Raw genomic sequence first — 22,253 nt, 5'->3', positions numbered from 1 at the left:
ACGATCGGCGCTATCATCACCGGCCTGAAGAGGGGGTGCTATGCTGGTACGTGGTCTCGCCATTATTTCGGCTGTGTTGCTGCTGGGTGCGGCGCCGCCCCGGCCTGCCCCGATCGAGCAGCTCGACGTGGCGCTGCACGAACTGACGCCGAACGGCGCCGAATTCACCCTCGCCACGATTCCCGCCGAGGAGCGCGGCGTCTTTGCCCGCGCCCGGGCGGACCGGATCGAAATCGATCCCGACGCGCTCGCACTGGTCGGCGACAAGCAGAGTGCCCGCGCGCTCGCTGCGCTGCTGCTCAGCTATTATGCGATGCCGGACCCCAACCGCATTACCACCAGCCCGTCGCGCGTTGGCACCGTCGCCGCGGCCGCCGGCGCGATTCTGCTCGGCACCAAGGTGATCGACCCGGTCGACAAGAAGGACTTCGGCTATGACGAGCAGCAGCGCCAGATCAGCCAGATCGGCTGGTTCCCGCCCGCGCGGGTGAATGCCGCCGATGGTGCGATCCGCGCCTCGCGACTGGTCGCGATGCTCAACAAGGCCGGTGGCTGCTCGGGCCCGCTCGCGGACCTACTCGGCGAGGCGGAGAAGCTCGGTAACCGCGAGGCGCTCGCGCTTTCCCGCCGCGTCCGCAAGGACCTGGGCAGCTCGATCTACCCGCCCGATTACAGCTGCGACGGCTGACCGACATCGTTGCGCAAGCGTAACTTCGCAGGTGCAACATCGGTGGGCGCGATCGCCCTATAATGATGGAAATTCCGCATTTCCCGGCGCCGCTCCCCTGGCGCCGGCCAACGAGTCTTTCCATGCGCCAGCGACTTGCCAACCTGCCCCTCGCCACCAAGACCATGATCATCACGATCTCCAGCCTGTTGCTGCTGGCGATCGCCACCTTCGTGCTGAGCGACCATGTGCTCACTGCCGATGCCGAGCGCGTCGCGGCCGATCGCCAGGAGACCAATATGCGCGTGGCGTGGAAGGTGCTGCACGACCAGGGCGACGGCTTCCGCGCCGAGGGCGGCGACCTTTATGTCGGCACGCACAAGCTAAACGGCTGGGATGCGCCGGTCGACGAGATCAAGACGCTGGTCGGCGGCACGGCGACGATCTTCGCAGGCGACACGCGCATCACCACCAATGTGCTCAAGCCCGATGGCAGCCGCGCGGTGGGCACGCCGCTCGCCGCCGGGCCGGCCAAGGACGCGGTGCTCGGCGAGGGCAAGCCCTACCGCGGCACTGCCGACATTCTCGGCAAGCCCTTCTTCACGGCCTATGATCCGATCAAGGACGCCAATGGCACCGTGATCGGCGTGCTCTATGTCGGCATTCCGCGTTCGGACGTGCTGGCCGGCATCCAGTCGGTTCGCTCGTCGATGGCGATCACCGCGACGTTGATCACGCTGCTCGTCACCGTGATCGGCTTCCTGATCTGCCGTGCGATGTTCCGCCCGCTCGCCCAGATGACGGGCGCGATGCAGCAGCTCGCCGCCGGCAATGCCGCGATCACCGTGCCCGAGCATCGCAGCGCCGACGAGATCGGCCAGATGGCGGTCGCGCTCGAGCGCTTCCGCGTCGCCGCCAACGACAAGGCGGCCGCGGAGGCGCGCAACAAGCTGGGCGAGGTCGAGCGCGAAAAGGCGATGGCGATGCTGGGCGGCGCGCTGGAGCGCGTGGCTGGCGGCGACCTGACCGCGGATGTCGGCACCGACTTTCCGGGCGACTATGCCGTGCTCGGCGGCCACTACAATGCCGCGCTGGCGAGCCTGCGCGAGCTGATCGGCACGGTGCTGGAGAGCACCGGCGCGATCCAGACCGGATCGAGCGAGATCGCCGCCGCGTCCGAGGATCTGGCCCGCCGTACCGAAGGCAATGCCGCGAGCCTCGAGGAGACTTCGGCTGCCGTCACCCAGATGAACCACCGCCTGCGCGCCACCGCCGACGCGGCGAGCCAGACCGTCACGCGCGCCGATGCGGCGATCGCAGTGGTCGGATCGGGTCGCGAGACCGCCGACGAGGCAGTGCAGGCGATGACGCGCGTCAGCGAGAGCGCCAAGGGCATCGACAGCGTGATCGAGGGGCTCGATAAGATCGCCTTCCAGACGCGCGTTCTCGCGATGAACGCCGCCGTCGAGGCGGGCCGTGCCGGCGAGGCCGGCCGCGGCTTCGCAGTGGTCGCCGACCTGGTCAGCGCGCTCGCAATGCGCGCGGAGGAAGAAGCCAAGCGCGCCCGCGACCAGCTAACCGTCACTCAGACCGAAGTGGAGACCGCCAAGGGCGCAGTGGAGCGCGTCGACAGCGCGCTGTCGAACATCGTCGATACGGTCGGCGAAGTCCATGCGCTGCTCGGCACGATCGCGGCGGACAACCAGGCACAGTCGACCGCGATCTCGCAGGTGAGCGTCGCGATCGGCACGATGGACCAGGCGACCCAGCAGAACGCCGCGATGGTCGAGGAAACCTCGGCGGCGGCGCGCGCGCTCACCGACCAGGTCGGCCGTCTGGATGCGCAGGCGAGCACCTTCCGTATCTCCGGCGGCGAACGCCCGCGCGCCGGGGCGCCGCGTGGGTTCAAGCCGGCGATGACCACCCGCCCGGTACCTGCCAAGCCGGTGGGCGACGCCGACGCCTGGGCGAGCTTCTAAAGGGTCAGGGGCGCAGCAGCGCCGCGAACGCGTCCATCGGGGCGCTTTCCGGCCATTGCGGCACGTCGTCGGCGATGACGACCCAAGGCTGCTTGCGCTTCACCCAGATATGCGCGCGCGGGACGAGTTCGTCGCTGCGGTCAAGCGTGCCTGCCCGGACCATTGCCAGTCCGGGCCGGGCGCTGTTGGTGTTGTAGATTCGGGTGTGGCAGGTGCCGCAGACGCGCTGACGCGAGGTCGAGCCGCTCGGATTGGTGAAGCTGTATTCCACCACTGACCCATCGACCGACAGCGCATCCTCGGCCACCGGCGCCTGCTCGGTGAAGGCGCTGCCCGCCCAGCTCTGGCATTTCAGGCAGTGACAGCAATAGATCGCCGGCAGTTCGTCCAGCGCCAGCGTGTAGCGGACGGCTCCGCAATGGCAGCCGCCCGCGATCACGTTCTTACGCCGCCTTCTTGAGGTGGCGGCGGCCGAGCAGCTCGGCGATCTGCACCGCGTTGAGCGCCGCGCCCTTGCGGAGGTTGTCCGACACGCACCAGAGCGACAGGCCGTTCTCGACGGTCGAGTCCTCGCGCACGCGGCTGATGAAGGTCGCATATTCGCCGACGCACTCGATCGGCGTGACGTAGCCGCCGTCCTCATGCTTATCGATGAGCATCACACCCGGCGCTTCGCGCAGGATACTCTTTGCCTTGGCGGCCGAAATCTCGTCCTCGAACTCGATGTTGATCGCTTCCGAATGGCCGACGAACACCGGCACGCGCACGCAGGTGGCGGTCACCTTGATCTTGGGATCGAGGATCTTCTTGGTCTCGACGACCATCTTCCACTCTTCCTTGGTCGAGCCGTCGTCGAGGAAGCTGTCGATGTGCGGGATCACGTTGAACGCGATCTGCTTGGTGAACTTCTTCGGCTCGGCGCTGTCGCCGACGAAGATGTTGCGGCTCTGCTCGAACAGCTCATCCATGCCCGCCTTGCCCGCGCCGGAGACCGACTGGTAGGTCGCGACGACGACGCGCTTGATCTTCGCGGCATCGTGGAGCGGCTTCAGTGCCACGACCATCTGCGCGGTCGAGCAGTTCGGGTTCGCGATGATGTTGCGCTTGGTATAGCCGTCGATCGCCTCGGGGTTCACCTCCGGCACGATCAGCGGCACGTCCGGGTCCATGCGGTAGAGCGACGCATTGTCGATCACCGTGCAGCCGGCGGCGGCGAAGCGCGGGGCGTGGAGCTTCGAGCCCTCCGAGCCGATCGCGAACAGCGCCATGTCCCAGCCGGTCGGATCGAAGTTATCGATGTTCTGGACTTTATACTGTTTGCCGGTGTCGCCGAAGTCGACCATGTCGCCCTGGCTGCGCGACGAGGCCAGCACGGCGAGCTCGTCGATCGGGAATTCCCGCTCGGCGAGGATGTTCAACATTTCGCGCCCGACATTGCCGGTGGCGCCTGCGACGACGACACGGTAGCCCATCACATACTCCAGAGTGAAACCGGGGCCGCGCTACGCTTGTGCGGCGCGGCATGCAAGCAAGCGCTGCTTCTTCGCGGCGATTGCTGCGCTTTTGGTCGATTTCGTCCAAGACAGGTTTTGCGTAATTTTGTTACCTTCCACCGCGAAAGCCAGAGGGGGCCAGAGCGATGCGGCGGATAGTCTTGATCGTCCTGATGGGACTGAGCCTGGGCAGCTGCGCCTTCAAGGGCGCGCTCAAGATGGACTGCGCCAATTTCTCGTCGTTCATCCACCCGATCGAGATGACTCCGCTCGAGCGCCAGATCCGCGCGCTCGATCTCGAGACGCTGCCCCCTGCCGAGCGCGAGCTCGCCAACCGCCTCGCCGCCGCCGAGCTTGCGCAGCTGGACGATCCCGCCAATTTGAACGCGCCGCCCAGGCCGGATCGCCCGGTATTGTTGCTCTCGGGCGGCGGGCAATGGGGGGCGTTCGGCGTAGGGCTGATGAACCAGCTCGTCGAGAACCGGCAATTTCCCGATTTCGCGGTGGTGACGGGCGTGAGCACCGGCGCGCTGCAATCGCTGTTCGTCGGCGCCGGGATCGACCGGCAGGATGCCCAGGGCAAGGCGATCCGTGACGCGCTGGAAATCTCCTATTCGCCCGCCAGGGAAAGCGACATCGTCGATCGTGAGAGCATCCAGGCGCTGGCCGCGCTCGACGGGGCGATGGCGAACCTCAAGCCGCTCAAGCGCCGCTTCGAGCAGCGCATCTGCCCGAAGATCTACGATCCCAAATCGCCCGCGGGCCAGGCCGGCGTGTGCATCGTGACGACGCTGCGCGATGCCAGCACGCGCAAGGTGCTGCTCGGCATGATCGAGGCCAATTCGGGCGAGTTTGGCTATGTCGACGTGCAGGAACTGCTCGCGCCCTATGGCAACAGCGATGCCGATCTCGCCAAGGCCACGCAGTGCCTGGCGGGCGCCGCGCTCGCCTCGGCCGCGGTGCCGGTTTTCTACCAGCAGGTGCGGGTCGGGACCAAGGAGCTGTACAGGAGCTATTATGACGGCGGCGTGCGCCAGTCGGTGTTCCTCGCCTCGGTAGCGGATGCGCAGCGGCTGGCGCGCGAAATCGTCCGCCGGAAACGCGCCGAACTGCTCGGCCGTGACGTTCCGGCTGCCGCACCGGGCAATGGCGCGGAGATCTATGTGATCCGCAACGGGCCCACAGTTCTGCCGCCCGATCAGGTGGTGATGCCGGGCTACCCGTCGGAGATCGACACCCATGCCGATGCCCTGCGTGCGGCACAGCGCGGCGAGGCGATCATGGTCAACCAGCTCGAGGTCAGCTCGATCGCCGGGCTGCGACTCAGCCGGCCGGGCGGCGCGATCTGGTTTGTCAGCGCCGACGGCTATCGCAACTACACGCCGACCTATGACAGCAAGATCACCTGCGGCCCGATCAAGGAGGCGGAGAAGAACAAGAACATGATGTTCATCCCGGCCTTCATGAAATGCATGATGGACTATGGCCGCAACCGCGCCACCGGGGGCGAGCCGTGGATCGACCTGTGCCATTATGACGGCACCGAGACGCGGGCGATCTGCCGCCGGCCCGACGGGACGATGCCGGGGGCAGTGGGGAGGCGCTGACGCCCCTCCCCACCTGCCGGATCACTTCACCCCGGTCTTGCGATCGAGGAAGTCGAGGATCGTGTTCCACAGATGGACGCTGATCCCCGGGCCACCGACGCGGTGGGTGTGACCGGGGTAGAACATCATCTCGAACGGCACTTCCGCCTTTTGCAGGGTCGCCGCCAGCGCGGTGCTGTTCTCGAACACGACATTGTCGTCGGCCATGCCGTGGAGCAGCAGCATCGGATCGGCGATCTTCGCGGCCTCGCCGATATTGTCCGACGCGGCATAGGCCTCGGGCACCTTGGTCGGGTCACCCATATAGCGCTCGGTATAGTGAGTGTCGTAGAGTTCCCACTTGGTCACCGGCGCGCCGGCGACGCCCGCGGCGAACACGCCCGGCGCCTTCTCCAGCAGCTTGAGCGTCATATAGCCGCCATACGACCAGCCATAGGTGACGACCTTGTTGGCATCCACATAGGGCAGCGTCTTCAGATACTTCGCACCCGCGACCTGGTCCTCGACCTCGACCGAGCCCATTGCGTGCCAGATCTGGCTCTCGAATTCGACGCCGCGATTGGCCGAGCCGCGATTGTCGAGCTGGAACCAGATATAGCCGCGCGAGACGAGATATTGCTCGAGCGAGCCGCCCCAGGCCTTGCTCACCTGCTGCGCATGCGGGCCGCCATAATGCTGGAAGAACACCGGGTATTTCTTGCCCGGCTCCAGCTTGGGCGTGATCATCTCCCAGTGCAGCTCCGAGCCGTCGGCCGCCTTGATCGTGCCGAAGCTGCGCTCGCGATGCGCCGCGAGATAGGGGTTATAGGGGTGATCGGCGGCGGTGACCGCATTCTCGTTCACCCAGGCGATGCGCTTGCCCGACGCGTCGGCCAGATAGGTCTGGGCGGGCTGGTTCGGGTTCGAGCGCTTGACGATCGCGCGGGTGCCCGAGGGGTCCATCGTCGCCTCGTTCCACCAGCCGGCTTCGGTGAGGCGCGTGATCGCCCCGCCCTTCTTATAGTCAGCCGAATAAAGGTGGCGCTCGAGCACGCCGTCCTTGTTGCCGACGAAGAAGACGCGGCTCTTGGCCTCGTCGACGCCGACCACGTCAGGAGCGACTTCCCAATCGCCCTTGGTGATCTGGGCGAACTTGCCCTTGGCGAAGCGGTAGAGATGGCCATGGCCGTCGCGCTCGGACCACCAGAGCAGGCTGCCATCATCGAGCGGGGTCAGCGCGGTCGACAGGTTGACCCAGCTCTTGGCGCGCGCCTTCTCGCTGAACAGCACGACCGACTTGCCGGTGGCGGGATCGACCTGGAGCAGGTCGAGGACGGTCTGCTCGCGATTCTCGCGCTGGACGTAGAGCGTCTTGCCGTCCTTCGACCAGTCGACGCGGGCGAGGTAGATGTCCTTGTCGGTGCCGAGGTCGACGCCGACCTTGTGGTCGCCGTTCGGGTCCATGACGTAGAGTTCGACATTGGCGTTGGGCGTGCCGGCCTTGGGGTAGCGCTGCTGGAAAAGCTGCGTACCCTCGGCGCCGATCGCGGCGCGGGTGACGACGCCGACGGGGGCTTCGTCGAAGCGCTCGACCGCGACGTAGCGATCGTTCGGCGCCCACCAATAGCCCTTGAAGCGCGCCATTTCCTCCTGGGCGACGAACTCGGCCTCACCCCAATGGACGGTGCCTTCGCCGTCATCGGTGATCGCGCGCGGATTGCCTGCGCCCAAGCCCATCACGACCAAATTCTGGTCCTGCACGTACGACACGAAACCACCCGCCGGGCTGATCTCGGCATTGAGCTTGGGCCCCGCCTTGGCGGGCAGCTTGGCGACGCCGCCGTCGAGACCGGCGCGGTAGAGCTCGCCTTCGAGCGGCACGAGCACCGACTTGCTGTCGGGCGCCCAGTCATAGGCGATGATGCCCTTGCTGCCGGCGATGCGGGCGCGCTCGCGCTGCATCTTTTCGGCTTCGGACAGTTCGGTGCCGGTGCCGAACTTCTTCGAATCGACCAGCATCCGCCATTCGCCGGTGCGCGTGTCCATCGCCCAGAGGTCGAACCGTTCCTTCTCGTCGGCGCGGTTGCGCAGCAACGTGAGGAATTTGCCGTCCGGCGAGAGCTTGGCGGCGCGCGGCTGCGGACCGTTCAGATCGGGACTGGCGAACACGCGCTCGAGCGTGAGCCCCTTGGTTTGCGCCAGTGCTTCATTTGCCATCAACGGCGCTCCCAGCATCGCAAGCCCGACCAACCATTTCTGCATAACCCCGGATCTCCTTGGGGCGCGTTATCGCGGCGCAGACGCGCGCGGTAAAGCCCCCGTGCGGCGGTGAAATTTCACAAAGTTCGCGCTTGTGATGCATAAAAACGGGTGATGCTGTTCCTACTATGTTCCGATAGGCTATGGCAGGTCCGAGGCGTGTAGGAAAGCCGCACCATGCTCAATCCAGCCCCAGCGCCACCTTGCGCGAGACGAGGATGAAGCGCGGGCCCGCCCCGTTCGCCGCGGCGCGGTCTTCGGGATTGTAGAGCGCGCATTTCTTCAGGCTCAGGCAGCCGCAGCCGATACAGCCGTCGAGATCGTCGAGCGTGCGCTGCAGGCGGGCGATCTGCACTTCGATCCGCTGGCGGATGCCGCGGCTGATCCGCTCCCAATCCTCGGAGGTGGGCGTGCGCCCCTCGGGCAGCCTGGTCAGCTCCTCGGCGATCTGCGGCAGCGTCAGGCCCAGTTGTTGGGCGATCAGCGCAAAGGAGATGCGGCGGATGTCCGAGCGCAGGAAACGGCGCTGATTGCCGCCGGTGCGGATCGGATGGACGATCCCCTTCCCCTCGTAGAAGCGCACCGCCGACACCGCGATGCCGGTGCGCGCCGCCAGCTCGCCGATCGTCAGAAGCTCGTTTCCGCGCACTGCAATTTCCCGCTTGACCTCAACCTAGGTTGAGGTTGTAGCTGCTCACGGCATGGCATCCAATCGGAAAGGAAATCCATGCCCCAGCCCTATATCGAGCACGTCAACGTGACCGTGCGCAGCCCCGAGCGCGCCGCGAAATTGCTCGGCGATTTGTTCGACTGGCACATCCGCTGGGAAGGCCCGGCACGGGACGGCGGTCGCACCATCCATGTGGGCGACGACCGCACCTATCTGGCGGTCTACACGCCACCCGAGACGCCCGACCAGGCGATCTTCGAGAAGGGCCGGCCGCTCAATCATGTCGGCATCCTGGTCGACGATCTCGACGAGATCGAGCGGCGGGTGGTCACCGCCGGGCTGATCCCCTTCGCGCATGGCGACTATGATCCGGGGCGCCGCTTCTACTTCCTCGATCATGACGGTACCGAGTTCGAGATCGTCAGCTACGCGTAAATGCCTGGCTAACCATCAATTTTCGGCAACTCGCGGACGCGCGCCGGGTTCTCCCTGCAAGAAGTTTCAAGGAGAACCCGCGTGACCACCAACCATGACGTGTCCAAGCTCGACGACCTGATCGTCACCACCATCGACAGCGTGCGCGGCTATGAGCATTCAGCAAAGCACGCCGATGCCGGCCGCTTCCAGCAGTTCTTCGCCGACATGGCCGACGAACGCCAGCGCGTGGTCGAAGCACTATCGGAGAAGAGCCGCGAGCTGGGCGGCACGCCCGCCGAATATGGCTCGGCCGCCGCGACGGTCCACCGCCGCGTGGAGGATTTCCGCCGTGTGCTGGGCGGCGGCGACGAGGCGATCCTGAGCGAGATCGAGCGCGGCGAGGACTATCTGAAGGAAGAGTTCGACCGGGTGCTCGAGGACGATCGCATGTCGCCCGGCGCGCTGGGCGTGGTGCGCGAATGCTATACGTCGGTGCTCAAGGGGCACGATACGACGAAGAAGCTGCGCGACCTGCTGAAAGCCGAGGCGTGACCGCACTGCCTTCGTCATGCTGAACTTGTTTCAGCATCCAACCCTCCTCCAGCGATATCGCCTGTGGAGAATTGGACCCTGAAACAAATTCAGGGTGACGGGTGGAAAAGAAAAAGGGCGCGGTAGCCATGCCACCGCGCCCTTTTCTTGTTCCGTGAAGCCGAAGCTTACTCGGCTGCGGCGACCTCGCTCGGGCGCGGATCGCGGCGCTCGGCGATACGTGCCGACTTGCCGGTGCGGCCACGCAGATAATAGAGCTTCGCGCGACGCACGACACCGCGGCGAACCACTTCGATGCTGTCGATGTTCGGCGAATAGAGCGGGAAGACGCGCTCGACGCCCTCACCGAACGAAATCTTGCGGACCGTGAAGCTCGAACCCATGCCCTTGTTGGCACGGGCGATGCACACGCCCTCATAGTTCTGCACGCGGGTGCGCTCGCCTTCGACGACCTTCACGCCGACCTTGAGGGTGTCGCCCGGGCGGAAATCCGGAATCTTCTTCGCCTCGTTGAACTTGGCGATCTGCTCGGCTTCGAGCGTCTGGATCAGGTTCATTACTTGTCGTCCTGTTTACGTCGCCGCGCGCCAGAGGGAGACTGGATCCGAGCGCCCTCATGGCGCTCCCAAAGATCCGGTCTCCGTGACCGTGTATCGATCTCGGCACGCTGGCGTCGCCAGGCCTCGATCTTCGCATGATCCCCCGATCGCAGCACTTCGGGGATCGTGCGCCCTTCCCATTCAACAGGTCGGGTATATTGCGGATATTCGAGCAGCCCCGTTTCGAAGCTCTCGTCCATGCCGCTGGAAGGCGCGCCCATTACTCCGGGAATGAGGCGAATGCAAGCGTCAAGCAGCGTGAGCGCCGCCATCTCGCCGCCCGAGAGGATATAGTCGCCGATCGAGACCTGCTCGATCTCGCGCGCCTCGAACAGCCGCTCGTCGATCCCCTCGAACCGGCCGCACAGGATTACGGCGCCGGGACCCTGCGCCAGGGCGCGGACGCGGTCCTGGGCCAGCGGCTTGCCACGCGGGGTCATGGCGAGGATCGGGCGGCCCGGCGCCACGCTGTCGAGCGCGGAGGCGATCACGTCGGCGCGCATCACCATCCCTGCTCCGCCGCCCGCCGGCGTATCGTCGACCGAGCGATGCCTGTCGGTGGCGAAGTCGCGGATCTGGACGGCTTCCATGCTCCACAGACCCTCGCGAAGGCCGCGGCCGGCGAGCGAAATGCCGAGCGGGCCGGGAAACATCTCGGGGTAAAGCGTTAGGACGGTTGCAGCGAAAGGCATGGGAGCCTTTCCCCTCCGGGAGCGCGATTGGCAAGTGGACGATTGCATCATCATCGGCGCCGGGCCGGCCGGACTCACCGCGGCAATCTATCTGGCGCGCTTTCACCTGAGCATCCGGCTGTTCGATTGCGGATCGAGCCGGGCCGCGCAGATCCCCTGCACGCGCAACCATGCCGGCTATCCCGACGGGATCTCGGGCAAGGAGCTGCTCGCGCGGATGCTGGCGCAGGCGGAGAAATACGGCGCGGTGCGCGAGGAGGCCGAGGTCACCGGGCTGCGGGTGCTGGAGGATGGGTTCGGCGTGCGGGTAGGCGAGCGCGAGCTTGGCGCGCGCACGGTGCTGCTCGCCACGGGCGTGGTGAACAACCGGCCCGATATGCCGAAGGACCTGCATGACGCGGCGCTGGCGCGCGGACTGCTGCGCTATTGCCCGATCTGCGATGGCTATGAAGTGACCGACAAGCGCATCGGCGTGATCGGCACCGGCAGCCACGGTATGGCCGAGGCGCTGTTCCTGCGCGGCTACAGCGCCGATGTGACGCTGATCGCGGCCGAGGCGCATGCGCTGTCGGAAGAAGAGACCAAGGCGCTCGACGACGCCGGGATCGCGCGGATCGAGGGGCCGTGCGGGGGCTATGCGATCGAGGGCGAACGGATCGCGCTCGACAGCGCCGAGGGACGGCTGGACTTCGACACGCTCTATCCCGCGCTCGGCTCGGTGATCCGCTCGGGGCTGGCGATCCAGGTCGGCGCGCGGGGCGACGAGAATGGCTGCCTGGAGGTGGACGATCACCAGCGCACCAGCGTCCCCGGCCTGTTCGCGGCGGGGGACGTGGCGCGCGGGCTCGACCAGATCAGCCATGCGATGGGCGAGGCCGGCGTCGCCGCCACGACCATCCGCAATTTGCTGGCCGAGCGGAAGCCGATCCGGCGCTAGGAACGGTTCATCAGCGCGTGGATCGCGAAGTTGATCGCGCCGCCGACCAGGAACAGCATTAGCGCGCCGCCGGCGAAGAACATCCCTGCCATTGCGCCCATCCCACAGGCATCGACACCGCATTTCTCCGCGGGGGTGAGCAGGACATTGATGACCACCAGCATCCCGAGCACGAATATCGGCGCAGGCAAGAACGCGGCGGAGACCAGGCTGGTCCGCCAGACCGGCCATTGCGGCCGCCATCCGGCGACCGCAAAGCTGAACAACACGCTGAGGCCGAGTGGCAGCGCCAGATAGAGCCAGTTCCAGTCCATATTCCGCCTCCCCTCCTCAGCTGCCGCAACCGCCGCAGCCACCGCCGCCGCAGCCGCCTCCCCCACCGCCGCCGTCGCTGCCGCTGCTCCCGCCATCGCTGCTTGAGCTTGCCTGGCGCATCTGGTGGAAGCCGCCCCAGTCGGAGCCGACCAGCACCACCGTACCGAACAGCGCGACACCCAGGTCGGTCTCGCCGCCGGCAGGCGCGCGGCGGAGTCGTTCGGAGCGGTCGCGTGCCTCGGCCAGCACTTCCTTGCCCGCGCGGGTCTTGCGGTCGAGCGTAAGGAAACGGATCAGCGCGAAGATCGCGGTGAGCACCAACAGCATGGTCAGGAAGCCCACCGGCCTGCCCCGCGCCTCGCCGATCAGCAGCTTGGTGTAGCCGAAGCCGAGCAGCAGGAAGTAGGGCAAGGTCTGGAAGAAGCGCATCTGCAGCGCCTCTCCGGTGCCCATCAGCAGGTCGCTGTCGATCAGCCGCGCGCGGACCGGGCCGGCATGTTTGCCGACCGCGGTGGCGACCCTGCCCCAGCTCGCCTCGGCGGGGAGCGCGAGCACGCTGCGCTCGGCGGGGGTACCGCCAGGGAACTGGCTGGGGGTGAACCGGCTCTTGCCGTCCATCGCCAGCCGGTTGGTCGAGAGCAGGCGGGCGGCGACAGTCTCGGCGAAGCGCATACCGCCGCCGGCGAGATAGGCGAGATCGTCGGTATCGATGCGCCGGGGCGTGCGGCCCTGGGGTCTGAGCCAGCGCGGAATGAGGACGCCGGCGAGGATGGTGAGAACCAGCAGCACGCCGTAGAGTTGAAGGAACGGCCCGCCGGTAAGGTCGAAGGGCGACATAATGTCCTAGCTCCTCAGAAAGCCCATAGGGCCAGCAGGACGAGCGCTGCGAACGCTACGGGCAGCGTGATCCGGTATGGCCTGCGGGGCAGGATGAATGCGTCACGCGGATGCACGCGGCGCGCCTTGTGGTCCTCGAGCAGTCGCCGTCCCGCGTCGGGCCACAGATCCGCGGGCGGCGTGCCGAAGACCTGCTCGTAGCTGCGCAGCGTCTCGGCATATTGGGTGAAGTAGCGATGCCCCTCCTCGCGCCCGCCGGCCGTGGGGCCGTGATGGAGCGCGCGGCCAAGCACCTGGGGGCAGAAACGCTCCCAGTAATCGCGGGTATAAGTGAGGTGCAGGTGCCAGGCCTGGTCGACTTGGTCCGACGGGGTGACCGGATGCTCGGCAGTCACCGCGAGGAAGCAGAAGCGCTTATACTCCTCGATCACGCGATCGGCTGTGGCGCGGCTCCAGCCATTGTCGCGCGCCAGCCGCTCGGCGAAGCTGAGCTCCGCGCCTTCGGGGCCGATGGAATAATGGGAAAGCGCCGTCCAGACCGGGTGGTCGGTGGGTGCTCGAGAGAGACCAGGGGCCTTGCTCATCTAAATTCCCACTAACATAGGGGATTTAAATTGTCAAGGCTTGGCTGCCGGGACAGGCGTGAACTTGAGTGACTGGATCGTCACCGGACTGGTCGGCGCGAGCAGGATCGTGCCGTCGAGCATGCCCTTGTCGCACCGCCAGCGGAAGGCGCCGGACAAGCGCCCGGTCGGATGCGGCGGCTCCGCCTTGGCGGTGCACGCGCCAAGCTGGGCATGCAGGGCGGCCAGGTCACTCCGCCAGCCCTCGGCCGAACGGTCCATCAGGAAGTTCATCGCCAGCGACGATTGCGCGGTAGTGACTTCTCCCGCCGCATAGATCGCCCGCGCAGTGTCGAGCGCCGCGGCGAGATCGGGGGTGACCGGCGCCTCGGCAAAGGTCAGCGCGCCCGCCTTGTCGAGGCCGAACATCGCGTCCCAGGCGGTGCCCGATGCGCCGGTATAGGTGCGGTTGGTGAAGACGAAGATCCCCACCCCCGCCTCGGGAACCAGCAGCATGTGCGAGCCATAGCCGGGATAGCCGCCGCCGTGATGGAGCATCATGCCGAGCTCGCAATCCTGCGAGACACGCAGCCCCTTGCCATAGGCGGTGCCCTGCATGCAGCCGGTCCTCGCGGTGGCGCCGTAGCGCGGGGTCATGCGGACGAAGTTGAGCCCCTGCGTCAGTTCGCGCACCGTGGCGCGCTTGACCGGGCCGGTATCGGGGCCGTCGCGCGGCGGCCAGGCGGAGAGCAGGAAGGCGATCCACTTGCCATAGTCCCTGGCGCTCACCTGGAGCCCGCCCATCGGGCCGAAAGCGCCGTGGTGCATCGTCGGCTCTTCCTGCCACGCGCCATTCTCGAAGCGGTAGCCGATCGCGCGGCGCTCGATCGGCCATTCGCCGACTTCGAACCCGCTCGAGGTCATCCCCAGCGGCTTGAGGATCGTCCGCTCGACATAGCTGCGATAGGGCATGCCCGAGACGTTCGCGATGATGTGGCCGAGCAGCGCATAGCCGAAGTTGGAATATTCATGCGCGGTATCGGGCACGCGGCTGAACGGCACGCCGGTCTGAAGCAATTTGGTGAACTCCGCCTCGGGCATCGGCGTCTGGCGGTCGCCCCAGGGGTCGTCGGTGACGAAGCCGGCGACGTGCGAGAGCAGGTCGCGGATCCGGATGCGCGGGCTGTCGGTGGTGGGATATTTCCAGCCGCGCATCTCGGGCACGTATTTTTCGGCGAGATCGTCGAGCGAGAGCTTGCCGGCATCGCGCAGCGACAGGATCGAGAGCGCAGTGAAGGCCTTGGTCATCGAGGCGATGCGGAACAGCGTGTCGGGGGTGACCGGGCGCCTGGCGGTCAGTTCCTGCACGCCGAAGCCGCGGACATGGACGAGCTTCCCTTCGGCGACGATCCCATAGACGAGGCCCGGCGTCGGCGTGTCGCGCTGGAAAGCCTCGAACTGGCGGTCGATCGCGTCGAACTGCGGCTGGAGCGCTGTTGCCTTTGTCTGCGCCATCGCCGGCGCGGCGAGACAGCAGAATGCGGCGAGGAGAGCAGTGCCGAACCGGATCATGCGCACAGTCCTTCAATACCGGTCGGCGTCGACCTGGGTTACGTCATAAGTGAAGTTGGCGGCGCTGTACGGCAGCATGCCGGCGTTCCAGGCGGTCCAGGCATCACGCAGCTGGGCGAAGCGGGCAGGTTCGTCGGCCGAGCGATCGGCGCGTTCGCGGGCATCGGCGGCGAGATCGAACAGATGCTCTTTCCCGCCCAGGCGCAGATACTTCCAGTCGCCGTCGCGCACTGCGGCCTGGTCGCCCGCCTTGTGGCGCCAGAACAGTTTGCGCGGATGCGGTGCGGAGGCGCCGGTCAGCACGGGGAGCAGATTCTCGCCGTCCGAGGGGAATGCGGGATCGGGCGCCCCGCCTGCCGCGGCGAGCAGTGTCGGCAGGAAGTCCATCGACACCATCACCTGGGGCGAGGTGGTCGCCGGCGCGATCTTGCCCGGCCAGCGTAGGATCAGCGGCACGCGCAGGCCGCCCTCGAGCAGCTCGCCCTTCACCCCGGTGAACGGCCACATCTCCGAAAAACGCTCCCCGCCATTGTCGCTGGTGAAGACGACGATCGTATCGTTGGCGAGGTGCAGCGCGTCGAGCGTCGCCAGGATCTTGCCGATATTCTGGTCGAGATTGACGACGATCTTCGCAAAGGCATCGAGATTGCCGCGATTGCGGTCGAGTGCATCGGTCCATAGCGCGGCGCCCGCCATGTCACCCGGCGCGGTCCAGGGCGCATGCGGCGCGTTGAAATGCATGCTGAGGAAGAAGGGGCCCCAGCCCCCCGTGATCCAGCGAACCGCCTCGTCCGCCAGCACGTCGGTGAGATAGCCGTTCCACGCAACCGGGCTGCCGTTCGAGATCAGATCGTCGGGCATCGGATTGGCGGCGCTGAGCGGGTAATAGCTCGTGCCACCTCCGGTATAGCCGTAGAAATGATCATAGCCGTAATTGGTCGGCGCCGCCGCGGGCGCACCGCCGATATGCCATTTGCCGATCAGCGCGGTGCGATAGCCCTGCGCCTTGAGCAGCGAGGCGATGGTCGGGTGGCCGGCGGGCAGCATGTCGGTCGGCTTGGGCGTGGTGATCGGCTCCTCCAACCCCACCACCAGCCGCTGCTGATAGCGCCCGGTGACGAGCCCGATCCGCGTCGAGGAGCAGACGCAGCTGTTCGCATAGCCCTGCGTCAGCCGCACGCCCTGCGACGCCAGCGTATCGAGGTGAGGCGTCACATAATCGCGCCGGCCGTAGCAACTGAGATCGGCGTAACCGAGGTCATCGGCGAGGATGAACAGGATGTTCGGAGGCTGTGCGGCCTTCGCCTCCGAGCAGCCGGCCAGCGCCGGGATCATGCCCGCGAGGCCCAGCCCCGCCGCACTTCGCAGCAATTCGCGCCTTGTCGCGACAACCCCCATAGCCTGCTCCCTCAAGCCGGTATGGAGGCAATCCTATGCCGCGATGGGGGGCATCGTCTACTTGTTGCGCTTGAGCACGTCGTCGCAATAGCTGTTGGTCGACGTGCCCTGGCCGAGCAGCCGCCCGGCGCCCGCACCGACCGCACCGGCGATGATCGTCCCGCCGACGCTGGCACCGCCGATCACCCCGCCGGCCACGCCTGCGGCACCGCCGGCGATCGTGCCGGTCTTGGCGCCCTTCTTCTTGGCCATCAGGCAATTATAGACCGCGTCCTGATCGCGCGGATCGGCGCGGGCGACGCGCTGCTTTTCCTTGGTGCTGAGATTCTGCGCGGCAGCCGGGCTCGTGGCCAGCAGCGCGAACGGCAGCGCGACGACGAAATAGATGGGTTTCATGGGCTTGGCTCCGATTTGTACGGAGCGGAATCTATCAGGGTGCGGGGTCAGCGATGATCGGGGAAAACCCCGAAAACCAGCCCTAGCGCATCCGGCCCGTTGCCAATGCAATCGCCCAGTCGGGGCGGCCCTCCGCTTCGGCCTTACGGGCAGCGGCGAGATGGTCATAGGCAACGGCGTGGAGGCCGATCTCCACCCCGTCGATCACGGCATAGCGCGCGAGCGGATCGCCATTCTCGACGCGGTAGGGCCGCGGGTGATCGTCGTCATAGGCCTGCAGGCCGACGCTGCCCGGATTGAGCACGCAGCGACCATCGGACAGGTCCAGCAGGCGCGGAACATGGGTGTGGCCGCACAGGACAAGCCCCTCCCCGCGCCCCGCCAGCCGCGTGGCGAGTTCGGCCTCGCTGGCGACGCGCAGGCTGGCACCCTCGAGCGTATCGGTGAGCGGGGTGACGTCGCTTGCGGGCGTGCCGTGGCAGAGGAACATATCGTCCAGCACCAGCGTCTCGGGCAGCGCCGCCATCCAGGTAAGTGCCTCGGGAACCAGCGCGGCGCGGGTGAAAGCGTCCGACGCGTTCATCCGCTCCACCGGCAGCGTCAGCACCTGGCGCTCGTGATTGCCGGCGATGCTCGGCCAGTCGCGCGCCATCAGCCATTCGGCTGTCTCGGCCGGCCATAGCGGGCCCGAGAGGATATCGCCCAGGTTGAGGAAGCGGGTGCAGCCCCGCGCCTCGGCATCGGCGACGACTGCGATCAGGGCCGGCAGGTTGCCGTGGATGTCGGAAAGGACCGCAGTCCGCGTCATTCGACGAAGGCGGCGCTCACGACGATGCGCTCGGCATCCCATTCGGGCACTGCGGCGGGGATCATCGGCACCATGAAGCGCTTGGCCTTGCCGCTCTCGTCGGCCGGCCGCTCGATCTCGAGCACGTCGCCCGCGCCGAAATTGTCGATCGCCACGATCTTGCCCAGCGCCTCACCTTCGTCGGAGACGGCCGGGAGCCCGAGCAGGTCGACATGATAATATTCGCCCTCGCCAAGCGGGGGCAGCGCCGCGCGCGGGACGCTGAGTTCGGTCCCGCGCAGGGCCTCCGCCGCATTGCGGTCGGCCACTTCGGCGAAGCGCGCGATCGTGCCGTTCGACCCGCCGCGCACCGATTTGAGCGTCAGCGCACCGCCATTGAACTGGCGGTGCGCCGACAGGTCCTCGGCGAAGACCTTCAGACGGACCTCGCCCGTCACGCCGTGCGCACCAATGACGACGGCAAGCGTGACGGAGCGATTATCCGACAAGGATCAGCCCTCGGCCTTTTCCTCGCCCGCTTCGGCGGCCGGAGCCTCCTCAGCGGCAGCCTCGACGGCCGGGGTCTCTTCGGCGACTGCCTCGGCGACCTGCTCGGCCTCCGGGGTCGGCTCTTCGGTCGCGGCTTCGACTTCGGCGGCCATCACGGCCTCTGCTTCTTCGTTCGAGCCCTCGGCCGGAGCTTCCTCAGCGACGGGCTCGGGAGCCGGAGCGGCAGCTGCCTCGGCAGCGGCTTCCTCAGCGGCCTTGGCCTTCTCGGCACGCTCTTCAGCGCGCTCGACGGCCTTCTCGCCCGGCTTGCCCTTGTTCGGGTTGCTCTTGGCGGTACGCTCCTTGAGGCCGGCGGCATCGAGGAAGCGGGCAACGCGGTCGGTCGGCTGCGCGCCGACGCCCAGCCAGTAGCTGGCGCGCTCACCGTCGAGCACGATGCGCTTGGCGTCGTCCTTGGCGAGGAGCGGGTTGTACGTGCCGATCTTCTCGATGAACTTGCCGTCGCGGGGCGAACGGGCGTCAGCGACGACGATGCGGTAGTATGGACGCTTCTTGGAGCCGCCGCGCGACAGACGCAGGGAAATAGCCATTACAATCTTCCTTCTTACGATCTTGAGTTAAATTACTTCTTTTTCAGGAAATTCTCGAAGCCGGGCGGGAGCTGCGGAGCGCCCGGGCCACCCAGGCCGGGAAGCCCGCCGGCGCCGCCGCCGGGGCCGCCAAGCTTGCCCATCATGTCGCCCAGCTCGGCGCCGCCCAGCGCATTGCCGATGCCGCCCATGCCGCCGCCGGGGCCGCCCTTGCCGAGCATGCCCATCAGGCCCTTGAGCCCGCCCATCTTCTTCAGCCGCTTCATCGCGGTCTGCATCTCGAGGTGCATCTTGAGCAGCTTGTTGACGTCCTGCACGGTCGTCCCCGAGCCCTTGGCGATGCGGATCTTGCGCTTGGCGTTGATCAGATCGGGCTTGGAGCGCTCCTTGGGCGTCATCGAGGTGATCATCGCGTCCATGCGGATCAGCACCCGGTCGCCGCCGGCCTGATCGACTGCGGCCTGCGCCTTCTTCATGCCCGGCATCATGCCTGCGAGCGCGCCGATGCCGCCCATGCGCTGCATCTGCGAAAGCTGGCCGCGCAGGTCGTTCATGTCGAACTGGCCCTTGGCGAGCCGCGCCGCCATGCGCTCGGCGTCTTCCTCCTGGATCGCCGCCGCGGCCTTTTCGACCAGCGACACGACGTCGCCCATGCCGAGGATGCGGCCGGCAACGCGCTTGGGGTGGAAGGGCTCGAGCGCGTCGAGCTTTTCGCCCATGCCGGCGAACTTGATCGGCTTGCCGGTGACGGCGCGCATCGACAGCGCCGCGCCGCCGCGGGCATCGCCGTCCATGCGGGTGAGGATCACGCCGGTCAGCGGCACCTGCTCGGAGAAGCTCGATGCGACGTTGACGGCGTCCTGGCCGGTGAGCGAGTCGACGACGAGGAGGATTTCGTTCGGCTGCGCGATGTCCGCGACCGACTTCATCTCGTCCATCAGCGCCTGGTCGACGTGCAGTCGGCCGGCGGTGTCGAGCATCAGGACATCGAAGCCCTGGAGCTTGGCGGCACTCAGCGCGCGGCGGGCGATCTCGACCGGCTGCTGGCCGGCGACGATCGGCAGCGTCTGCACGTCGGTCTGGGTGCCGAGCACCGCGAGCTGCTCCTGCGCGGCCGGACGATTAACGTCCAGCGACGCCATCATCACCTTCTTGCCCTGGCTCTTGAGCAGCTTGGACAGCTTGGCGGTGGTGGTCGTCTTGCCCGAGCCCTGGAGGCCGACGAGCATGATGATCGCCGGCGGCGTCACGTCGATGTTCAGCTCGGCAGTATCGGGGCCCAGCATGTCCACGAGCGCGTCGTGGACGATCTTGACGACCTGCTGGCCGGGCGTGATCGAGCGCAGGACTTCGTGGCCGACGGCCTGTTCGGTCACCTTCTCGACGAAGTCGCGCGCCACCGGAAGCGCGACATCGGCCTCCAGCAGGGCGATCCGCACTTCGCGCATGGCGGTGCGGACATCGGCTTCGTTGAGCGCGCCACGACCACGCAGGCGCTCGAAGACGCCACCCAGCCGCTCGCTCAGAGACTCGAACATCAAAAACTCCAATTCCGAACCGCGATTCGCCAAACGCAAAACACGCCGGCGGACGAGAACTCGTCGGCCGGCGTCACCCCTTGAGGTGGCAAATGTCTCGCGTTCAAAGAGAACGGTCGCGGCGGCCCCTAGCCGATCCCCCCGCGCGAGGCAAGCCCGCAGGGCCGCGCAGAAATATTACGCAAACATGTCCCGGGCTTAACCCGTTCTATACCCTGAGCATGGGAAACCGCCCCAATAGCAGTTGGGGGACATTTCCCGGCATGTCGCTGGACCTCGAAGATCAAGCCATTCCGCAAAGCGCGCCGCGCCCGAGCATGCTCTCGGGTGCGATCAGTGTTTCCGCGATTCTGCTCTTCGTAGGAACGGGCAGCGCCGTCCTCTCCAAAACACTGCAATATTATTTCGAAGGCGGCGCTCCCGCGGACCGCACGCTGGTGATCGCGCTGCTGCTCAACGTCGCGCTGATCCTGTTCGGCTGGCGCCGGCATACCGCGCTGAGCCAGGAAGTGCAGATCCGCGCCGCCGCCGAGGAGCGCGCCCAGCAGCTGGCGAATCGCGATCCGCTGACCGGCTTCTACAATCGCCGCAGCCTGGCCGAGGAAGGCGCGGCGATGTTCGTCCGGGCCCAGCGCCGCCGCAAGGCGATGGCGATGGTCATGCTCGACCTCGATCACTTCAAGACGATCAACGACATGCACGGCCACGCCGTGGGCGATGCGCTGCTGCGCGCCGTCGCCGGCGAGATCGCGCATGTCATGCCGCCGATCGCAGTGACCGCGCGGCTGGGCGGCGACGAATTCGCCTGCGGCTTCCTGTTCGATCCCAGCGAGCCCGCGGTGGTGGAGCGCATCGCCGAGCGGCTGGTCAGCCGCATGGCCCAGCCGTTCGAGGCCGAGGGCCTGCGCCTGCATATTTCCTGCTCGCTCGGCATCGCCCGTTCGGACTTCGATTGCGCAAGCATCGACGCGCTGATGCGCTCGGCCGACATCGCGATGTACGCGGCCAAGAAATCCGGCCGCAATCGCTATGCCTGGTTCGATCATTCGATGGAGCGCGAGCTCCAGATCCGCAACGAGCTGGAGAACGGCCTGCGCACCGCGATCCCGCGCGGCGAGATCGTCCCCTATTTCGAGCAGCAGATCGACCTCAGCACCAACCGCCTCCACGGCTTCGAGGTGCTGGCGCGCTGGGAGCATCCGCAGCGCGGGCTGATCAGCCCCGAGCTGTTCATCCCGATCGCGGAAGAAACCGGCATGATCGCCGATCTCTCGCTCTCGATCATGCGCCAGGCCTTTGTGGCGGCGCGCGATTGGGATCCCAGCCTCACGCTGTCGATCAACATCTCGCCCTGGCAGCTGCGCGATGCGTGGCTGGCGCAGAAGATCATCAAGGTGCTGGCCGAGACCGGCTTCCCGGCGAGCCGGCTCGAAGTGGAGATCACCGAAAGCTCGCTGTTCGACAATCTGGCGCTTGCCCAGTCGATCGTCGGCAGCCTGAAGAACCAGGGCGCCAAGCTGGCGCTCGACGATTTCGGCACCGGCTATTCGTCGCTGGCGCATCTGCGCGCGCTGCCGTTCGACCGGATCAAGATCGACAAGAGCTTCATCATGTCGCTCAACACCAGCGCCGACTCGGCCGCGATCGTCAACGCGATCATCAGCCTGGGCGCGAGCCTGAACCTGCCGATCACCGCCGAGGGCGTGGAAGACGCCGCGATCGAAGAGCGCCTGCGCGCCGCCGGCTGCGCCAAGGCGCAGGGCTGGCTCTACAGCAAGCCGCTGTCGGTGAGCGGCGTGCGGCGCCTGCTCGCCGAGCGGCGGCTGATCCTGAGCGGCGGAAACGCCCAGACCACGCCGGAAACGCCCGAGGGCGATCGGCGGCTGGCAGGCTGAT

The 22,253-nt window shown here is 66.9% G+C and carries 23 protein-coding genes; 7 read left to right on the top strand and 16 right to left on the bottom strand.

Going from position 1 to position 22,253, the window contains the following annotated elements; genetic code table 11:
* Positions 1–40: 40 nt before the first annotated feature.
* A complete protein-coding gene (locus HZY97_RS02285) occupies positions 41–688 on the top strand; it encodes a hypothetical protein (protein WP_180140187.1) in 648 nt (215 codons plus the stop codon).
* 122 nt (positions 689–810) lie between these two features.
* The gene (locus HZY97_RS02280; RefSeq protein WP_180140185.1) at positions 811–2,646 is read left to right on the top strand and encodes a cache domain-containing protein; all 1,836 of its coding nucleotides are present in this window, start codon (positions 811–813) and stop codon (positions 2,644–2,646) included.
* A gap of 4 nt (positions 2,647–2,650) precedes the next feature.
* Here the strand turns inward: HZY97_RS02280 and HZY97_RS02275 are convergent, their stop codons facing one another.
* Positions 2,651–3,085 (bottom strand): GFA family protein, encoded by a 435-nt coding sequence (locus tag HZY97_RS02275; RefSeq protein WP_180140183.1) that lies wholly within the window; start codon positions 3,083–3,085, stop codon positions 2,651–2,653.
* Between the two features lie 4 nt (positions 3,086–3,089).
* Positions 3,090–4,118 (bottom strand): aspartate-semialdehyde dehydrogenase, encoded by a 1,029-nt coding sequence (locus HZY97_RS02270; protein ID WP_180140181.1) that lies wholly within the window; start codon positions 4,116–4,118, stop codon positions 3,090–3,092.
* 167 nt (positions 4,119–4,285) lie between these two features.
* Here HZY97_RS02270 and HZY97_RS02265 point away from each other — a divergent pair, with 167 nt between their 5' ends.
* Positions 4,286–5,746: a patatin-like phospholipase family protein gene (locus tag HZY97_RS02265; protein ID WP_180140174.1), complete on the top strand. Its 1,461-nt coding sequence runs from the start codon at positions 4,286–4,288 to the stop codon at positions 5,744–5,746.
* Between the two features lie 21 nt (positions 5,747–5,767).
* Here the strand turns inward: HZY97_RS02265 and HZY97_RS02260 are convergent, their stop codons facing one another.
* Positions 5,768–7,987 (bottom strand): S9 family peptidase, encoded by a 2,220-nt coding sequence (locus HZY97_RS02260; RefSeq protein WP_180140172.1) that lies wholly within the window; start codon positions 7,985–7,987, stop codon positions 5,768–5,770.
* A gap of 178 nt (positions 7,988–8,165) precedes the next feature.
* A complete protein-coding gene (soxR, locus tag HZY97_RS02255) occupies positions 8,166–8,633 on the bottom strand; it encodes a redox-sensitive transcriptional activator SoxR (RefSeq protein ID WP_180140170.1) in 468 nt (155 codons plus the stop codon).
* A 78-nt stretch (positions 8,634–8,711) separates the two neighbouring features.
* On the opposite strand from soxR, the gene HZY97_RS02250 reads away from it, so the two are divergent.
* Together HZY97_RS02250 and HZY97_RS02245 are read left to right on the top strand one after the other, a co-directional pair.
* Positions 8,712–9,089: a VOC family protein gene (locus tag HZY97_RS02250; RefSeq protein ID WP_180140168.1), complete on the top strand. Its 378-nt coding sequence runs from the start codon at positions 8,712–8,714 to the stop codon at positions 9,087–9,089.
* Positions 9,090–9,170: 81 nt separating this feature from the next.
* The gene (locus tag HZY97_RS02245) at positions 9,171–9,623 is read left to right on the top strand and encodes a PA2169 family four-helix-bundle protein (RefSeq protein ID WP_180140166.1); all 453 of its coding nucleotides are present in this window, start codon (positions 9,171–9,173) and stop codon (positions 9,621–9,623) included.
* 167 nt (positions 9,624–9,790) lie between these two features.
* Here the strand turns inward: HZY97_RS02245 and rplS are convergent, their stop codons facing one another.
* A complete protein-coding gene (gene rplS, locus HZY97_RS02240) occupies positions 9,791–10,180 on the bottom strand; it encodes a 50S ribosomal protein L19 (protein ID WP_180140164.1) in 390 nt (129 codons plus the stop codon).
* Positions 10,180–10,914 carry a tRNA (guanosine(37)-N1)-methyltransferase TrmD gene (gene trmD, locus HZY97_RS02235; protein WP_180140162.1) on the bottom strand — a complete coding sequence of 245 codons (735 nt, stop codon included), beginning with the start codon at positions 10,912–10,914 and terminating at the stop codon, positions 10,180–10,182. The genes rplS and trmD overlap by 1 nt, the downstream gene beginning before the upstream one ends.
* A gap of 34 nt (positions 10,915–10,948) precedes the next feature.
* On the opposite strand from trmD, the gene HZY97_RS02230 reads away from it, so the two are divergent.
* Entirely contained in the window at positions 10,949–11,851 is a 903-nt protein-coding gene (locus HZY97_RS02230; protein ID WP_373684263.1) for an NAD(P)/FAD-dependent oxidoreductase, read from the top strand.
* Here the strand turns inward: HZY97_RS02230 and HZY97_RS02225 are convergent.
* The 10 genes from HZY97_RS02225 to ffh form a co-directional block, all read right to left on the bottom strand.
* Positions 11,848–12,165, bottom strand: a complete 318-nt coding sequence (locus HZY97_RS02225) for a hypothetical protein (protein ID WP_180140160.1) — start codon at positions 12,163–12,165, stop codon at positions 11,848–11,850. The genes HZY97_RS02230 and HZY97_RS02225 overlap by 4 nt on opposite strands.
* Before the next feature lie 16 nt (positions 12,166–12,181).
* Positions 12,182–13,003, bottom strand: a complete 822-nt coding sequence (locus tag HZY97_RS02220; protein ID WP_180140159.1) for a TIGR04222 domain-containing membrane protein — start codon at positions 13,001–13,003, stop codon at positions 12,182–12,184.
* 14 nt (positions 13,004–13,017) lie between these two features.
* Complete coding sequence (locus tag HZY97_RS02215; protein WP_180140158.1) at positions 13,018–13,587, bottom strand: hypothetical protein; 570 nt, start codon at positions 13,585–13,587, stop codon at positions 13,018–13,020.
* A gap of 33 nt (positions 13,588–13,620) precedes the next feature.
* Positions 13,621–15,138, bottom strand: coding sequence for a serine hydrolase (locus tag HZY97_RS02210; RefSeq protein WP_180140157.1), 1,518 nt, complete (start codon positions 15,136–15,138; stop codon positions 13,621–13,623).
* Between the two features lie 12 nt (positions 15,139–15,150).
* Positions 15,151–16,536 (bottom strand): sulfatase-like hydrolase/transferase, encoded by a 1,386-nt coding sequence (locus HZY97_RS02205; protein WP_180140155.1) that lies wholly within the window; start codon positions 16,534–16,536, stop codon positions 15,151–15,153.
* A 57-nt stretch (positions 16,537–16,593) separates the two neighbouring features.
* Positions 16,594–16,932, bottom strand: coding sequence for a hypothetical protein (locus tag HZY97_RS02200; protein WP_180140153.1), 339 nt, complete (start codon positions 16,930–16,932; stop codon positions 16,594–16,596).
* Positions 16,933–17,014: 82 nt separating this feature from the next.
* Positions 17,015–17,740: a metallophosphoesterase gene (locus HZY97_RS02195; protein ID WP_180140151.1), complete on the bottom strand. Its 726-nt coding sequence runs from the start codon at positions 17,738–17,740 to the stop codon at positions 17,015–17,017.
* Positions 17,737–18,228 carry a ribosome maturation factor RimM gene (gene rimM, locus HZY97_RS02190; protein WP_180140149.1) on the bottom strand — a complete coding sequence of 164 codons (492 nt, stop codon included), beginning with the start codon at positions 18,226–18,228 and terminating at the stop codon, positions 17,737–17,739. The genes HZY97_RS02195 and rimM overlap by 4 nt, the downstream gene beginning before the upstream one ends.
* A gap of 3 nt (positions 18,229–18,231) precedes the next feature.
* Positions 18,232–18,819, bottom strand: a complete 588-nt coding sequence (gene rpsP, locus HZY97_RS02185; protein WP_180140147.1) for a 30S ribosomal protein S16 — start codon at positions 18,817–18,819, stop codon at positions 18,232–18,234.
* 32 nt (positions 18,820–18,851) lie between these two features.
* Positions 18,852–20,357: a signal recognition particle protein gene (gene ffh / locus HZY97_RS02180; protein WP_180140144.1), complete on the bottom strand. Its 1,506-nt coding sequence runs from the start codon at positions 20,355–20,357 to the stop codon at positions 18,852–18,854.
* A gap of 263 nt (positions 20,358–20,620) precedes the next feature.
* On the opposite strand from ffh, the gene HZY97_RS02175 reads away from it, so the two are divergent.
* Complete coding sequence (locus HZY97_RS02175; RefSeq protein WP_180140142.1) at positions 20,621–22,252, top strand: bifunctional diguanylate cyclase/phosphodiesterase; 1,632 nt, start codon at positions 20,621–20,623, stop codon at positions 22,250–22,252.
* Position 22,253 lies beyond the last annotated feature (1 nt).

The organism is Sphingomonas sp. R-74633 (assembly GCF_013416555.1).
Lineage (GTDB): Bacteria > Pseudomonadota > Alphaproteobacteria > Sphingomonadales > Sphingomonadaceae > Sphingomonas.
The sequence above is the reverse complement of the archived record's forward strand: the minus strand, read 5'-3'. Positions and strand labels throughout refer to the sequence as shown.